Annotated in this window: 13 protein-coding genes; 7 read left to right on the forward strand and 6 right to left on the reverse strand. The window is 71.5% G+C overall.

What is annotated here, in order from left to right:
- Window positions 1–51: 51 nt before the first annotated feature.
- The 5 genes from ACIRO3_RS22900 (at window position 52) to ACIRO3_RS22920 (ending at window position 5929) form a co-directional block, all read left to right on the forward strand.
- On the forward strand, window positions 52–1377 hold the full coding sequence (locus tag ACIRO3_RS22900; RefSeq protein WP_361773905.1) for a DUF2252 domain-containing protein: 1326 nt from the start codon (window positions 52–54) through the stop codon (window positions 1375–1377).
- Between the two features lie 62 nt (window positions 1378–1439).
- Complete coding sequence (locus ACIRO3_RS22905; protein WP_361773908.1) at window positions 1440–2129, forward strand: hypothetical protein; 690 nt, start codon at window positions 1440–1442, stop codon at window positions 2127–2129.
- 44 nt (window positions 2130–2173) lie between these two features.
- Window positions 2174–2968: a DsbA family protein gene (locus tag ACIRO3_RS22910; protein ID WP_404139552.1), complete on the forward strand. Its 795-nt coding sequence runs from the start codon at window positions 2174–2176 to the stop codon at window positions 2966–2968.
- A gap of 122 nt (window positions 2969–3090) precedes the next feature.
- Entirely contained in the window at window positions 3091–4752 is a 1662-nt protein-coding gene (locus ACIRO3_RS22915; protein ID WP_404139554.1) for an alkaline phosphatase D family protein, read from the forward strand.
- 178 nt (window positions 4753–4930) lie between these two features.
- The gene (locus ACIRO3_RS22920) at window positions 4931–5929 is read left to right on the forward strand and encodes a zinc metalloprotease (RefSeq protein ID WP_404139557.1); all 999 of its coding nucleotides are present in this window, start codon (window positions 4931–4933) and stop codon (window positions 5927–5929) included.
- Between the two features lie 63 nt (window positions 5930–5992).
- Here ACIRO3_RS22920 and ACIRO3_RS22925 read toward each other — a convergent pair whose 3' ends face one another.
- On the reverse strand, window positions 5993–6562 hold the full coding sequence (locus ACIRO3_RS22925; protein ID WP_361773920.1) for a dienelactone hydrolase family protein: 570 nt from the start codon (window positions 6560–6562) through the stop codon (window positions 5993–5995).
- A gap of 56 nt (window positions 6563–6618) precedes the next feature.
- On the opposite strand from ACIRO3_RS22925, the gene ACIRO3_RS22930 reads away from it, so the two are divergent.
- Window positions 6619–7662, forward strand: coding sequence for a mechanosensitive ion channel domain-containing protein (locus ACIRO3_RS22930; RefSeq protein WP_366000598.1), 1044 nt, complete (start codon window positions 6619–6621; stop codon window positions 7660–7662).
- Window positions 7663–7692: 30 nt separating this feature from the next.
- Here ACIRO3_RS22930 and ACIRO3_RS22935 read toward each other — a convergent pair whose 3' ends face one another.
- From ACIRO3_RS22935 to ACIRO3_RS22955, 5 genes are all read right to left on the reverse strand, one after another.
- On the reverse strand, window positions 7693–9285 hold the full coding sequence (locus ACIRO3_RS22935; protein ID WP_404139559.1) for a Na+/H+ antiporter: 1593 nt from the start codon (window positions 9283–9285) through the stop codon (window positions 7693–7695).
- Window positions 9286–9384: 99 nt separating this feature from the next.
- Window positions 9385–9807, reverse strand: coding sequence for a GNAT family N-acetyltransferase (locus ACIRO3_RS22940; RefSeq protein WP_361774041.1), 423 nt, complete (start codon window positions 9805–9807; stop codon window positions 9385–9387).
- A 38-nt stretch (window positions 9808–9845) separates the two neighbouring features.
- Window positions 9846–10787, reverse strand: coding sequence for an RluA family pseudouridine synthase (locus ACIRO3_RS22945; RefSeq protein WP_361773926.1), 942 nt, complete (start codon window positions 10785–10787; stop codon window positions 9846–9848).
- A 53-nt stretch (window positions 10788–10840) separates the two neighbouring features.
- Window positions 10841–11401: a signal peptidase II gene (gene lspA, locus ACIRO3_RS22950; RefSeq protein WP_361773928.1), complete on the reverse strand. Its 561-nt coding sequence runs from the start codon at window positions 11399–11401 to the stop codon at window positions 10841–10843.
- A gap of 120 nt (window positions 11402–11521) precedes the next feature.
- The gene (locus ACIRO3_RS22955) at window positions 11522–12298 is read right to left on the reverse strand and encodes a TraR/DksA C4-type zinc finger protein (protein WP_361773931.1); all 777 of its coding nucleotides are present in this window, start codon (window positions 12296–12298) and stop codon (window positions 11522–11524) included.
- Between the two features lie 572 nt (window positions 12299–12870).
- Here ACIRO3_RS22955 and ileS point away from each other — a divergent pair.
- The gene (gene ileS / locus ACIRO3_RS22960) at window positions 12871–16017 is read left to right on the forward strand and encodes an isoleucine--tRNA ligase (protein ID WP_404139564.1); all 3147 of its coding nucleotides are present in this window, start codon (window positions 12871–12873) and stop codon (window positions 16015–16017) included.
- The last annotated feature ends 106 nt before the right edge of the window (window positions 16018–16123 follow it).

Consider the following 16123-nt stretch of genomic DNA (forward strand, 5'->3'; position numbering starts at 1 on the left):
TCCCACACCATCCGCACACGATCGATCCAGCGCCACCAGGAGGCACCCGCCATGGCGGTTCCCGAGACGACGAACGAGCAGCGCGCCGAGCAGATACTCGATGTGTTCGACACCGCCTTCGGTGAGCTCCTCGCCGCCGACCCCGCTGCCTTCCAGGTGAAGTTCCGCAAGATGGCGGCCTCCGCGTTCGCCTTCTACCGGGGGACGGCCTGCCTGTTCTACGCCGACCTGGAGCGCGACCGGCACGGCGGCCCGTACCTGGACGAGCGGACCGGCCGGGTGTGGATCCACGGTGATCTGCACGCCGAGAACTTCGGCACGTACATGGATTCCAACGGCCGCCTCGTCTTCAACGTCAACGACTTCGACGAGGCCTACGTCGGCCCCTTCACCTGGGACCTGAAGCGCTTCGCCGCCTCCGTGGCCCTGATCGGCTACACCAAGGCGCTCAGCGACGAGCAGATCAGCGGGCTCGTGCGGATCTACGCGGCCGCCTACCGGGAGCGGATCCACGCCCTGGCCACCGGCGCCAAGCACGAGGAGGTCCCCTCCTTCACGCTGGACACCGCCGAGGGTCCGCTGCTGGGCGCCCTGCGCGCCGCCCGCTCGCGGACCCGCTTCTCGCTGCTCGACTCGATGACGGAGATCCGGGAGTACGAGCGCCGCTTCACGGCGGGCCCCGGCACCATCGAGCTGGACGCGGCCACCCGGTACAAGGTGCTGGCCGCCTTCGACGGGTACCTGGAGACCCTGCCGGAGGAGTCCCTGGTGCGCCCCGACTCCTACCGGGTCAAGGACGTGGTGGGTCGGCGGGGCGTCGGCATCGGGTCGGCCGGCCTGCCCTCGTACAACATCCTGCTGGAGGGACACAGCGACGCCCTGGAGAACGACGTCGTGATCTACCTCAAGCAGGCGCAGACCCCGGCGGTGTCCCGGCACATCACCGAGCGGTCGGTGCGGGACTACTTCCGGCACGAGGGGCACCGCACGGTGATCTCGCAGCGCGCCCTGCAGGCGCACGCCGACCCGTGGCTGGGTTGGACGGAGCTGGACGGCTCCGGGCAGCTGGTGGCCGAGGTCTCCCCGTACGCGGTCGACCTGGACTGGTCGGACCTGGACGACCCCGAGCAGATCGCGGCCGTGGTCGCCGACCTGGGTCGGGCCACGGCGACGATGCACGCGGCGGCGGACGCGGCCGAGAGCGGCCACTCGCTGGTGCCGTTCTCCACGGAACGGGCCATCGACGCGGCGATCGCCGCCGACGAGGTGGGCTTCCCGGAGCTGCTGGTCGACTTCGCCCACGCCTACGGGGCCCGGGCGCGCGCCGACCACCAGATCTTCGTCGACCTGTTCCGCAACGGCCGGATCACGCCGTAACGGCGAGGGCGTGGGGAGCCCGGGGCCTCCTCTTCACAGGGAGTCGTGGCAGACTCGCGGCGATGGACATATCAGGGACCGGACTCCGGGGGCTGCGAGCCGCGCTGTTCAGCGCGTTCGTCGTGCTGCTCTCCGCGGGCTCGCACGTCCTCATGTCCCGGGTGCCGCTGCCTCCCGCGCTGGTGGCCGGCTCGTTCGCGGGGGTGTTCGCCCTGGCGTTCGCGCTGGCCGGCCGGGAGCGGGGCTTCGGCCCGATCGCCGGGTTGCTGGTGCCGCTGGAGCTGGCGGCCGACACCGTCTTCACCGCCGGGCAGCACCTCTGTTACGGCCCCGCGGGCGGTCCGGTCGCCGGTCCGCTGCGGGCGCTGGGCCTGGACGAGCTGTGCGGGGGCACCCCGGTCGGCGGGCAGCTGGCCGGCGTGCCCGGCCCCGTGGGCGACGCGGGCGCGCTGTCGGCCGCGGCGGGGCCCTGGACGCCCTGGCTGCTGCTGGGCGGGCACGTCGCGATCGGGATGCTGGCCGCCGCGTGGCTGCGCTACGGCGAGCGGGCACTGGGCCGGCTGCTGCGGGCCGTGGCCGCCTTCGCCTTCCGGCCGCTGCTGCTGGCGGTGGCCTCGGTCTCGGCGATCGCCGGGCCGGCGCGCCGGCGGGCACGCCCGCCGCGGCCGGGCTCCGGGGCCCGCACCCGGTTCCCGGCACATTCCGTGGGTCGGCGGGGACCGCCCGTGCGCGGGACGCTCGCGAGCGTCTGACAGGCGTACGGCATTCCCCCCTTCCACACCCCACGGAGATCACGATGAGTTCACGCAACAGCCAGGCGAACAAGGCGGCGGCCCGCGAGCGACTGCGCGTCGAGCGCGAGAAGCAGGCCAAGAAGGCCAAGGCGCGCCGCCAACTGGTCGTCGCGGGCGCGGTGGTGGCCACCTTGGCGCTGGCCGGCGGCGTCGGCTACGCGGTCGTGCAGGCCAACCAGCCCGACCACTGGGAGAAGGCGGCCTCGGCGGAGCTGGTCAAGCCCAAGAACACCACGGGCGAGAACGGCACCACGGTCGTCATCGGCAAGCCCGAGGCGAAGAAGACCCTGGAGCTGTACGAGGACTCCCGCTGCCCGGCGTGCGCCGCCTTCGAGCAGGCCGGCGGCGAGCAGATCAAGAAGGACGTGGACGCGGGCAAGTTCAAGCTCCGGTACTTCGGCGCGACCTTCATCGACAACGCCGCCCAGGGCGAGGGTTCGAAGAACGCGCTGAGCGCGCTGGGCGCGGCGCTGAACGTCGGCCCGGACGCCTTCCTGGCGTACAAGGGGGCGCTCTACTCCAAGGACCTGCACCCCGAGGAAACCGTCGACAGCTTCGCCGAGGACGACTACCTGATCAAGGTCGCGGACACGGTCCCGGCGCTCAAGGGCAACGCCGAGTTCAAGAAGGCCGTCGAGGACGGCACGTACGACCGGTGGGCGCTGGAGATGTCGAAGGTCTTCGACAAGTCCGACGTGAAGGGCACGCCGACCCTGAAGATGGACGGCAAGAAGATCGAGACCCCCTCGACGGTGGAGGCGTACACCGCCGCGATCGACAAGGCCCTCGCGGGCTGACCCTCCCCGGCCCCGGCCCCGGCTCGGGCCCCGACAATGGGCGGACGAACTCCTGGAGTTCGTCCGCCCGTTGCTTTCCCACGTCTGTACCGACGGTATACCGGTCAGTAATATGACCGCCCGTGACCAGTCATCTCTCCTCTTCCCCCGCCGCGACAAACCCGCGCCGCCGTACGGTGGTTCTGGGCGCCGCGGCCGCGGCGGCGCTCGCGCCGATCGCCACGCTGGGCCTGTCTCCCGCCCACGCGGCCGAGACCGCCCCCGCCTTCCCGCACGGCGTCGCCTCCGGCGACCCGCTGCCCGACGGGGTCCTGTTGTGGACCCGTGTCACCCCCTCCCCCGAGGCCGTCCCCGGCTCCGGTCTCGGCCCTGACACCGCGGTGGGCTGGGAGGTGGCCGAGGACCGCGACTTCGCCCGGATCGTGGCGAGCGGCTCCGTCACGGCGACCGCCGCGACCGACCACACGGTCAAGGTGGACGTGCGCGGCCTGCGCCCGCACACCCCGTACTGGTACCGCTTCACCGCGGGGGCGACCGTCTCCGCGATCGGGCGCACCCTGACCGCCCCGGCCGTCGACGCGGCCACGCCGGGGATCCGCTTCGGCGTGGTGTCCTGCGCGAACTGGGAGTCCGGCTACTTCTCCGCGTACCGCCACCTGGCCGCCCGCACCGACCTGGACGCGGTCCTGCACCTGGGCGACTACGTCTACGAGTACGCCTCAGGGACCTACCCCGAGGCGAAGTACGTCGTGCGCCCGCACCAGCCGCGGCACGAGATCGTCTCGTTGGCCGACTACCGGACCCGGCACGGCACGTACAAGACCGACGCGGACCTCCAGGCGCTGCACGCGGCGCACCCCGTCGTCGCGATCTGGGACGACCACGAGTTCGCCAACGACGCCTGGTCCGGCGGCGCGGAGAACCACACCGCGGGCGCCGAGGGGGACTGGGCGGCCCGCGCGGCCGCCGCGAAGCAGGCGTACTTCGAGTGGATGCCGGTCCGCGCCTCCATAGCCGGGACCGTCTACCGCCGGCTGCGCTTCGGCAGTCTCGTCGACCTGCACCTGCTGGACCTGCGGACCTTCCGCTCGCAGCAGGTCAAGGTGGGCAGCGGCGCGGTGGACGACCCGGAGCGCACCATCACCGGGCGGGCGCAGTTGGACTGGCTCAAGTCGGGGTTGGCGAACTCGAACGCCGCCTGGAAGCTGGTCGGCACCTCGGTGATGATCTCGCCGGTGGCGTTCGGCTCGCTGCCCGCGCACCTGCTGAAGCCCCTCGCGAAGCTGTTGGGCCTGCCCGAGGGCGGACTGGCGATCAGCACGGACCAGTGGGACGGCTACACGGACGACCGCAAGGAGCTCCTGGGCCACCTGAAGGACCGCGGGATCAAGAACACGGTCTTCCTGACCGGTGACATCCACATGGCGTGGGCGAACGACGTCCCGGTGAACATGGCGACGTATCCGATCTCGGGCACGGCGGCGACCGAGTTCGTGGTGACGTCGGTGACCTCCGACAACATCGACGACATCCTGCACGTGCCGGCGGACACCGCCTCGCTGGTCGCCGAGACCGCCGTCAAGGCCGCCAACCGACACGTGAAGTGGCTGGACATGGACGCTCACGGGTACGGCGTCCTGGACGTGACGGGTGAGCGCTCGCAGATGGACTACTTCGTGATCTCGGACAAGCGAAGGCAGGACGCGCGCTCCACGTGGGCCCGCTCGTACCGCACCCTGAACGGGACACAGAAGGTGGAGCGGGCCGACCGCCCGGTTTCCTGACATTCCATCAATTTTGCTGCTCAGAGGGGCGCTTGGTTCACACCAGGCGCCCCTTTCGTCTCTCACGCAACAAATCTTTAACCGCCGGGATCTTGCCATCCTTATGACATGCCCACGTAAGCTCGCGCCGGCGTGAGGAAGTACCTCACCCCCCACCCACGCTTCGCGAGGAGTACACGTGCGCGCTCTCGCCCGCATATCCCCCCTTCTCCGCCGCCGCATCGCAGGCACGGCCGTTCTGGCCGGAACCCTGGCGTTCGCCCCGCTGACGGCCCCCACGTCCGTCGCCGCGGCGCCCGCCGCCAAGACCCCGGCACAGGCATGTCTCGACCAGGCCGCCGGCGCCGCCGCCGACGCCCGGGTCGCCCGCCCACGCGACCACCAGGCGGCCGACCCGAACGAGGTGACGGACGCCCAGGTCAAGGCCATGGACGCCGACCTCAAGAGAAGACTGGGCCAGTCGACCCCGCAGCAGCAGGACGGCATGCGCGCCCGGGCCGCCGCCGCCACGACCATCCCGGTCTACGTGCACGTCATCCACTCCGGTGCGACCGGAAAGCTGACCGCGGCGCAGATCAACAGCCAGCTCGCCGTCCTCAACTCGGCCTACGCCGGCCAGGGCAGCGGAAACGTGAACTCGGGCTTCCAGTTCTCACTGGCCGGGACCGACTACACCGACAACGCGACCTGGTACAACGTCTCGGACGGCACCACCGCCGAGAAGAACATGAAGAACGCCCTGCGCAAGGGCGGCAAGAACGCCCTGAACCTCTACACCGCCAACCTCGGCGGCGGGCTCCTCGGCTGGGCCACCTTCCCGAGCTCCTACGCCTCCCAGCCCAAGATGGACGGCGTGGTCATCCTCAACAGCTCGATCCCCGGCGGCTCCGCCGCCAACTACAACCAGGGCGACACCGCCACCCACGAGGTCGGCCACTGGCTCGGCCTCTACCACACCTTCCAGGGCGGCTGCTCGGGCAGCGGCGACTCCGTCTCGGACACCCCGGCCGAGGCGAGCGCCGCGTTCGAGTGCCCGACCGGCCGCGACACCTGCGGCGCGAGCGGCGCGGACCCGATCCACAACTTCATGGACTACACGTACGACTCCTGCATGTACCAGTTCACGAGCGGCCAGGTGTCGCGCATGAAGAGCATGTGGACGGCGTACCGGGCCTGACGCACGTGACGGGGGCCCGGCCGGACGTCCACCCGGCCGGGCCCCTTCGCGCGCACCCGTCCCCTACAGCCCGTCGAGGAAGGACAGCGCGACCTTCCAGGTCTGCTCGGCCGCCTCGGCGTCGTAGTCGTCGAGATCGGGATCGGTGAACAGGTGCCCGGCGCCCGGGTAGCCGTGGACCTCCACGTCCGCCCCGGCCCTGCGCATCCCCAGGTACCAGGCGGTCAGCCAGTCGTGCGGCTCGAAGGGGTCCGGGTCGGCCACGTGCAGTTGCACCGGCAGGTCGTCCGCCGAGGCGCCGTCGTCCAGGTCGGACGTGCCGTGCAGGAGGAGCAGCCCGCGGGCCTTCTCGTCGTGCAGCGCCAGGTGCTGCGCCACGGAGGCGCCGAAGGAGAGACCCGCGTAGACCAGGCCCCGGTCCGAGTAGGGGGCGGCGGCCAGGATCGCGCGCTTGAGCAGTTCGTCACGGCCGATCTCGTCCCGGTGGGCCATGCCCTCCTCGACGTTCCCGAACGTGCGCCCCTCGAACAGGTCGGGCACGTGCACCTCGTGCCCCGCCGCGCGCAGCCGGTCGGCCGCCGCGTGCACCGCGGGCCGCAGCCCGTACGTCGAATGGAAGAGCATGATGTTCATATCCCCATCGTGCCAGTTTCCCGGGTCCCCTTCCGGTTAGGTTCACGGGCATGGATATGGAGAACGTCCTGCGTCCCGTCGTGGTCATCGGCGGCGCGGTGGTCGTCACGCTCGTCGCCGGATGGCTCCTCGACCTGCTGCTGCGCCGGGCCGACGCCCGCCACGGCGAGACGCCCCTGTGGGGGCTGCTGCGCCGGTGCGGTCCGCCCTTCCGGATCGTCCTGTGCACGGCCCTGCTGAGGGCCGCCTACCCCCAGACCAGGATCCTCACCGATCACCGGGACGGCGTGGGCCGGGCCCTGACCCTGGTGCTGATCGCCTCGACCGCGTGGTTGCTGGTCCGGATCGCCACCGCCGTCGTCGACTCCACGTACACGCGCTACGCGGCCGGCGCCGGCGACGCCGCCCGGGTCCGCCGGGTCCGTACCCAGGTCACGCTGATCCAGCGGGTCGTGACCGCCGTGGTCGTGGTCGTGGCGATCGCCGCCATGCTGCTGACCTTCCCCGCGATGCGCACGGTCGGCGCCTCGATGCTCGCGTCCGCGGGCGTCCTCGGCATCGTGGCCGGCATCGCCGCGCAGTCCGCGCTGGGCAACCTCTTCGCCGGCCTCCAGATCGCCTTCGGCGACACCGTCCGCATCGGCGACACCGTGGTCGTGGACAAGGAATGGGGCACGGTCGAGGAGATCACCCTCACCTTCCTCGTGGTCCGCACCTGGGACGAGCGCCGGATCACGATGCCGGTCTCGTACTTCACCGGCAAGCCGTACGAGAACTGGTCGCGCGGCGGGGCCCAGATGACCGGCACGGTCTTCCTGCACCTCGACCACTCGGCGCCGATCCCGCTGCTGCGCGAACAGTTGTCGGAGATCCTCAAGGAGACCCCGGAGTGGGACGGCCGCGGGAGCGGTCTGGTCGTCACCGACTCCACCCCGAACACCATCCAGGTCCGTGCCACGGTCACCGCCAAGGACGCCGACGACGTCTGGACCGTGCGGTGCGTGGTCCGCGAGCGCCTGATCGGCTGGCTGGTGGACCACCACCCCTACGCCCTCCCGCACGTGAACACGGCCGACGCGGTCCAGCCCCCCGGCCTCTGAGGGCTGCGCAGGCTCAGGGGCCGGGCAGGCTCAGGGGCTGCGCAGGCTGCGGACGTCGAGGTGGCGCAGCACCCGGTCCACGATCTCCGGGTCCGACCCCGGCTCGCTGCGCGCGGACAGCACCTCGTGCCGGGCGGCGGACATCATCTCGCGCTGGATCCGCTGGACGTCCCGGATCCGCTCGACCCGCTTCGCGTACGCCTCCCGCCGCTCCTCGTCGACCATGTCGGGGCTGATCCTGGCCCCCACGTCATAGGCCCGCCGGTACAGGATCTCCACCAGGTCCTCGGGGAGGTCCTCCGCCTCCTCGATCTCCTTCAGCCGCCGCTTGGCGGCCTTGGCGGCGCGGATCGCGAGCCGGCGCTCGGTCTCCTTCTCCGCGTCCTCGTCGGCCTCCACCCCCAGCCGGCGCACCAGCCAGGGCAGGGTCAGCCCCTGGCAGACCAGCGTCGCCATGATCACGGCGAAGGCGATGAAGATGATCTGGTCCCGCGCCGGGAAGGGGTCCCCGCCGTCCACCTTCAGCGGGATGGCCAGCGCGAGCGCCACCGAGGCCACCCCGCGCATCCCGGCCCACCACATGACCACGCTCTCCCGCCAGCTCAGCGGGATCTCCTCGTCGTAGTCGCGCCGGTTGTGCAGTTTCTTCGCCAACCAGCCCGCCGGCAGCAGCCACGCCAGCCGTACACCGACCACCACGGCGACCACGAGCCCCGCCCAGCCGGCCATCTCCCACAGCCGGTCCCCGGCGACGCCGAACACGTGGTGCAGTTCGAGCCCGATCAGGCCGAACGCGACCCCGGTGACCAGCATGTCCACGATCTCCCAGAACGTGTGCCCGGCGAGGCGGCCGAGCACGTCGTCGGCGTCGGTCGCGTACTCGGCGAGGAACAGCGCGGTGGTCAACACGGCGAGCACCCCGGAGCCCTGGAGCTCCTCGGCGACCACGTACGCCACGAACGGCACCAGCAGCGTCAGCCCGATCTGCAGGGTGACCTCGCCGAGCCGGCCCATGAGCCGGTTCGTGGCCCAGCCGAGCCCGAGCCCCACGGCCACCGCGACCACGGCGGAGAGCACGAACTCCCCGAGCGCGTCGGGCCAGGAGAAGCTGCCGCTGACGGCGGCGGCGACGGCCACGTGGTAGAGCACGATGGCGGTGACGTCGTTGAAGAGCCCCTCGCCCTCCAGGATGGAGACCATGCGGCGCGGCAGCCCGAGCGCGCCGGCCACGGCGGTGGCCGCGACGGGGTCGGGCGGCGCGACGAGCGCGCCGAGCGCGACGGCCGCGGCGAGGGGCAGGCCGGGGACGGCGGCGTGCGCGACGGCGGCCACGGCGGCGGTGGTCACGAAGACCAGGGCCACGGCCAGCAGGAGGATGGGCCGCACGTTGGCGGCGAACTGCCGCCAGGACGTGCGTTGCACGGAGGCGTACAGCAGCGGCGGGAGCACCAGCGGGAGGATGTACTCGGGCGGGATGTCGACGTTCGGCACGGCCGGCACCAGGGCCAGCACCACCCCGCCGATGGTCATCAGCACGGGCGAGGGCAACCCGAGCCGGTCCCCGAGCGGTACGGTCACCACGGCCCCGAGCAACAACACGAACAACAGAGCAAGCTGATCCACAACCCCAGCCTGCCCCATCCGCCCGCCGAGCCCCGCCAGCCCCGCCGGCGCAACGCCCGGCCAGGGCCCGCGAGCCCGGCGTGATCCGAAAGACCGGCCCTAGGGCAGGCGGCGCCGCATCGAGCGGTGGGGGATGCCCGCGTCCTGGAACTCCGGCCCGTAGGCCTCGTATCCGAGCCGCTCGTAGAAGGCGAGGGCGTGCGTCTGCGCGCCCAGGTCGACCGCGGTCAACCCCAGCCTCGTGGCCTGTGCCTCGATCGCCCGGACCAGCGCCGCGCCGACGCCCAGTCCGCGCGCCGACTTCGCGACGGCCAGCCGCCCGAGGGATCCGACCTCCGGGGCGCCCGTCTTGCCCAGCGCCTCGGGCCCGTACAGCAACCGCCCGGTACCCAGCGCCTCCCCGTCCGGCCCCTCGGCCAGCACGTGCAGCGCGATCGCGTCGTACGCGTCGTACTCGATCGACTCCGGCACGGACTGCTCGACCACGAACACCTCGGTCCGCACGGCGAAGCAGGCCGCCATGTCGGCGTCGCAGGAGGCCACGCGCACCTGGTACGAGGTCACTCGCTCTCCGCGCGGATCACGTCCAGGGCGTGCTGGAGGTCCGCCGGGTAGCCGCTCTCGAACTCGACCCACTGGCCGTCCGACGGGTGCTCGAAGCCGAGGCGCACCGCGTGCAGCCACTGCCGGGTCAGCCCCAGTCGCTTCGCGACCGTCGGGTCGGCGCCGTACGTCAGGTCGCCGACGCAGGGGTGCCGGTGCGCGGCCATGTGCACGCGGATCTGGTGCGTGCGGCCGGTCTCCAGCTTGATGTCCAGCAGGGATGCCGCGCGGAAGGCCTCGATCAGGTCGTAGTGGGTGACCGAGGGCTTGCCCTCCTGGGTCACGGCCCACTTGTAGTCGGCGGTGGGGTGGCGGCCGATGGGCGCGTCGATCGTGCCGCTCATCGGGTCCGGGTGGCCCTGCACCAGCGCGTGGTAGCGCTTGTCGACCACGCGCTCGCGGAACTGGTTCTTCAGGGAGGTGTACGCCCGCTCCGACTTCGCGACGGCCATCAGGCCGGACGTGCCGACGTCGAGCCGGTGCACGATGCCCTGGCGCTCGGAGGCGCCGGAGGTGGAGATCCGGTAGCCGGCCGCGGCGAGGCCGCCGATGACGGTGGTGCCGGTCCAGCCGGGGCTCGGGTGGGCGGCGACGCCGACCGGCTTCATGATGACGACGATGTCGTCGTCGTCGTGGACGATCTCCATGCCGGGAACGGGCTCGGCCACCAGCTCGATCGGCCGCGGCGGCGCGGGCATCTCGACTTCGAGCCAGGCGCCACCGTGCACGCGCTCGGACTTCCCGACGACACTGCCGTCGACCGACACCTTCCCCGCGGCCGCGAGATCGGCCGCCTTCGTCCGGGAAAACCCGAACATACGGGCGATGGCGGCGTCGACGCGCTCGCCCTCCAGGCCATCGGGAACGGGCAGGGTTCGGATCTCGGGAATCGTACTCACCTGTCGAGTATGCAGGACTCGACGCGGGAGCCCTCCCGCGAGCAGTCCCGCGATCAGTCCTTGTGGACCGTGCCGTCCGGGTCGAGACCCCGGAACGAGAGCAGGACGATCAGGATCCCGCCGCACACGATCGCGGAGTCCGCGAGGTTGAAGACGGCGAAGTGGGCGGGAGCGATGAAGTCGACGACCGCCCCCCGGAAGACGCCCGGCGAACGGAAGATCCGGTCGGTCAGGTTGCCCAGCGCGCCGCCCAGCAGCAGGCCCAGCGCGATCGCCCACGGCAGGCTGTAGAGCTTGCGCGCCAGTCGGACGATCACCACGATCACGGTGGCGGCGATGCAGGTGAAGATGATCGTGAAGGCCTCGCCGAAGCCGAAGGCGGCCCCGGGGTTGCGGATCGCCGAGAACTTCAGCAGGTCACCGATGACCTCGATGGGCTGCTCGTGCTCCAGTTTGGCGACGACCAGCATCTTGCTGCCGAGGTCGATCAGGTACGCCAGCGTCGCCACCACGAGCAGTGCCACGATCCGCCGGCGCCCCCTGGGCGCGGTCGACTCGGGCTCGGTGTCGTCCCCGACCTCCGGCGTACCGATGATGCGCTCCGCCTCTGCCACGTGAGTCCCTCGAACTAGCTCGAACCAGGTTCCGGCGAAACCGCCCTGCCAGGTTCCTGGACCCTGACGAGACACGAGGGTACGTCAGGGCGCCCGCCCGCCGCCCGGCCAGGACCCGCCCTAGTGGCGCCGCTCCTGCTTCTGCTTGCAGTCCACGCAGAGCGTGGCGCGGGGAAACGCCTGCATCCGGGCCTTGCCGATGGGCTTGCCGCAGTTCTCGCAGAGACCGTAGGTGCCCGCCTCCAGCCGTTCCAGCGCGCGTTCCGTCTGCTCCAGCATCAGGCTCGCGTTCGCCGCGAGGGCCAGTTCGGACTCCCGGGTGATGTTCTTGGTGCCGGTGTCCGCCTGATCGTCCCCCGCGCCGTCGCCCGAGTCCCTCATGAGGCCCGAGATGGCCGCGTCGGAGGCCTGGAGTTCGGCCCTCAGGCGCAGCACCTCGCTCTCCAGTTCGGCCCGGGCCTCGGCGACCTCCGCCGGCGTCCAGGGGTCCTCTCCCGGGCGTACGGGGAGCTCTTCGGGAGCGGCCGGCGCGCCGCCCCGCGCCTTGGGCAATCCGCTGGTTGCGGCAGCGGCCGTCTTCCTGGCCGTGCCGGTGCTCTTCTTGGCGACCACTTTCCGGGCTCCCGTCTCTGACGCGGCATGCGCCGCCCCCTCGGCCGCGGCCGGTTTGGCCGTGACCTTCTTCGCCGTCGACTTCTCGGCGGCCGCCACCTTGGCGGCGGACGCCGACTTCTTCTCGGGTGCCTTTTTCGCGGGCGCCTTCCGCGCGGCGGCCGTCTTCACGGGCGCCCCGTCGGCGGGAGCCGGCGCCGGTGCCCCGACCTCGGTTCCGACCTCGGCTCCGACAGCCTTCCCGACAGCCTTCTTGGTAGTCCCGGCGGTCTTCTTCGCCACCATGGCCGCGGCCCCTTCACATACTGTGATCATTGCTCGCGAATCGTGCCGGAACGATAAATCGACGCCGGCCGCGCGGCAACGGGGCGCGCATCCCGCGAGGTCAACCTGCATCCGTTGTGCCCAGCCGACAGCCCGGTAATCCGCCCCTCCCGCCCCACCGGAACCGGGGCCGGGGCGTCCGCCCATCCGGGTCACCGCGGCCCCCGCCGCGCGGCCCCGCGCCGCGCCCGGAATTTCGGTCGGTCCCGCACCGCCCCGGCCCGTACACTGGGCCCAGCGAGAGGCATGGATGGGGACGAGTAGCGTCGGACGCAGCCAGGAGCGACCCGGGGACGGTGAGAGCCCGGGGGCGAGCGCGATGCGAAGGATCACCCCGGAGCCGCCGGAAGAAAGCCGTCACGATCACGGATCCCGCACGGATCCCCGTACGGGAAGTAGAACCGGCTTCGCACCCCAATGAGGGGGCCATCGGATCCGTCCGACGGCCAAGGAGGGTGGTACCGCGGGAGCGCGACAAGGCTCTCGTCCCTCCGGACGGAAGTGACATCCCGCCGGAGGAAGAGTTCAGCCTCATGACCACACCGCCGCAGTACCGCCCGGTACCCGCCCAGGTCGACCTGCCCGCCCTCGAACACGCCGTCCTGGACTTCTGGCGCGAGAGCAAGACCTTCGACAAGACGCTGGAGCAGTCCGAGGGCCGCCCCGAGTGGGTCTTCTACGAGGGCCCGCCCACCGCGAACGGCATGCCCGGCGCGCACCACATCGAGGCCCGCGTCTTCAAGGACGTCTTCCCCCGCTTCCGCACCATGCGCGGCTACCACGTGGCCCGCAAGGCCGGCTGGGACTGCCACGGCCTGCCCGTCGAGCTGGCCGTCGAGAAGGAACTCGGCTTCAACGGCAAGCAGGACATCGAGGCGTACGGCATCGCCGAGTTCAACTCCAAGTGCCGCGAGTCGGTGACCCGGCACACCGACGCGTTCGCCGAGCTCACGACCCGCATGGGCTACTGGGTCGACCTGGACGACGCCTACCGGACCATGGACCCGGAGTACGTGGAGTCCGTGTGGTGGTCGCTGAAGGAGATCTTCAACAAGGGTCTGCTCACCCAGGACCACCGCGTCGCCCCCTGGTGCCCGCGCTGCGGCACCGGCCTCTCCGACCACGAGCTGGCCCAGGGCTACGAGACGGTCGTCGACCCCTCGGTCTACGTCCGCTTCCCGCTGACCTCGGGTCCCCTCGCGGGCGACGCCGCGCTGCTGGTGTGGACGACGACCCCGTGGACCCTGGTGTCCAACACGGCCGTCGCGGCGCACCCCGATGTCCGCTACGTCGTCGCCACCAACGGCGAGGAGCGGCTGGTCGTCGCCGAGCCGCTGCTGGAGAAGTCCCTCGGCGAGGGCTGGGAGGCCACCGGCGAGTCCTTCACGGGCAAGGAGATGGAGCGCTGGACGTACCGGCGCCCCTTCGACCTCGTCGAGTTCCCGGAGCCCGCGCACTACGTCGTGAACGCCGAGTACGTCACGACCGAGGACGGCACCGGTCTGGTCCACCAGTCCCCCGCCTTCGGCGCCGACGACCTCGCGGTCTGCCGCGCCTACGGCCTGCCGGTCGTGAACCCGGTCCGCCCCGACGGCACCTTCGAGGAGGACGTCCCGCTCGTCGGCGGCGTCTTCTTCAAGAAGGCCGACGAGAAGCTGACCGCCGACCTCGACGCGCGCGGCCTGCTCTTCAAGCACATCGCCTACGAGCACAGCTACCCGCACTGCTGGCGCTGCCACACCGCGCTGCTCTACTACGCGCAGCCGTCCTGGTACATCCGCACCACCGCCGTCAAGGACGCGATGCTGCGGGAGAACGAGAAGACGAACTGGTTCCCGGACTCGGTGAAGCAGGGCCGCTTCGGCGACTGGCTGAACAACAACATCGACTGGGCGCTCTCCCGGAACCGCTACTGGGGCACGCCGCTGCCGATCTGGCGCTGCGAGGAGAACCACCTCACCTGCGTCGGTTCCCGCGCCGAGCTGGGCGAGCTGTCCGGCACGGACCAGTCGGCCCTGGACCCGCACCGCCCGTACATCGACGACATCACCTTCACCTGCACGCACGAGGGCTGCTCCCTCGAAGCCGTGCGCGTCCCGGAGGTCATCGACGCCTGGTACGACTCGGGTTCGATGCCGTTCGCGCAGTGGGGCTACCCGCACAAGAACAAGGAGATCTTCGAGAAGCGCTACCCGGCGCAGTTCATCTCGGAGGCCATCGACCAGACGCGCGGGTGGTTCTACACGCTGATGGCGGTCGGCACCCTCGTCTTCGACAAGTCCTCCTACGAGAACGTGGTCTGCCTGGGCCACATCCTCGCCGAGGACGGCCGCAAGATGTCCAAGCACCTGGGCAACACCCTCGAACCGATCCAGCTGATGGACCAGCACGGCGCGGACGCCGTGCGCTGGTTCATGGCGGCCGGCGGCTCCCCGTGGGCGGCGCGGCGCGTGGGCCACGGCACGATCCAGGAGGTCGTGCGCAAGACGCTCCTCACGTACTGGAACACCGTGGCCTTCCAGGCCCTGTACGCCCGTACCTCGAACTGGGCGCCGTCGGCGGCCGACCCGGCGCCCGCGGACCGCACGGTCCTGGACCGCTGGCTGCTCTCCGAGCTGCACGCGCTCACCTCCGAGGTGACGGAGGCGATGGAGTCCTACGACACCCAGCGCGCCGGCAAGCTGCTGTCGTCCTTCGTGGACGACCTGTCGAACTGGTACGTCCGCCGCTCGCGCCGCCGCTTCTGGCAGGGCGACAAGGCGGCCCTGCGGACCCTCCACGACGTGGTGGAGACGGTCACCCGGCTGATGGCCCCGCTGACCCCCTTCATCACGGAGCGGGTCTGGCAGGACATGATCGTCCCGGTCACTCCGGACGCCCCGGAGTCCGTCCACCTGTCGACGTGGCCGGTCGCGGACACCACCGCGATCGACCCGGAGCTGTCCCGGCAGATGCTGCTGGTGCGCCGCCTGGTCGAACTGGGCCGGGCGACCCGCGCGGAGTCGGGCGTCAAGACCCGTCAGCCGCTGTCCCGGGCCCTGGTCGGCGCGGTCGGTTTCGACGGCCTGACGGCCGAGCTCCGGGCCCAGATCACCGAGGAGCTGAACGTCTCCTCGCTCGCCTCGCTGTCGGAGGTCGGCGGTTCCCTCGTGGACACGACGGCGAAGGCCAACTTCCGCGCGCTGGGCAAGCGGTTCGGCAAGGGCGTGCAGGACGTGGCCAAGGCCGTGGCCGCGGCGGACGCGGCGGGACTCTCGCTGGCCCTGCGCTCCGGTGAGGCCTCGGTCGAGGTGAACGGCGAGCGCGTGACCCTCACCCCGGAGGAGGTCATCATCACCGAGACCCCCCGTGAGGGCTGGTCGGTGGCATCCGATTCCGGAGCGACCGTCGCCCTGGACCTGGAGATCACCCCGGAGTTGCGGCTGGCGGGTCTGGCCCGCGACGCGATCCGTCTGATCCAGGAGGCCCGGAAGAACTCCGGCCTGGACGTTGCGGACCGGATCGCCCTGCGGTGGTCCTCGGCGGACCCGGAGCTCGTGACGGCCCTGACGGACCACGCGGAACTCATCGCGGACGAGGTCCTGGCGACGGACTTCGCCACCGGCGAGGCCGACGCGTCCTACGGCGACCCGTTCACGGACGAGCCCCTCGGCCTGACCTTCCGCCTCCGCAAGGCGTAACCCCCGCCCCCGACGGCCCGCGCCTCCCACCCGGGAGCCGCGGGCCGTCGGCGTTCCCGCCGAGCACCGTCCAGCCCCGCCCTCCAGCCCCGCCCGCGTTCGAGGC

Source organism: Streptomyces sp. NPDC102278, from assembly GCF_044766345.1.
GTDB lineage: Bacteria > Actinomycetota > Actinomycetes > Streptomycetales > Streptomycetaceae > Streptomyces.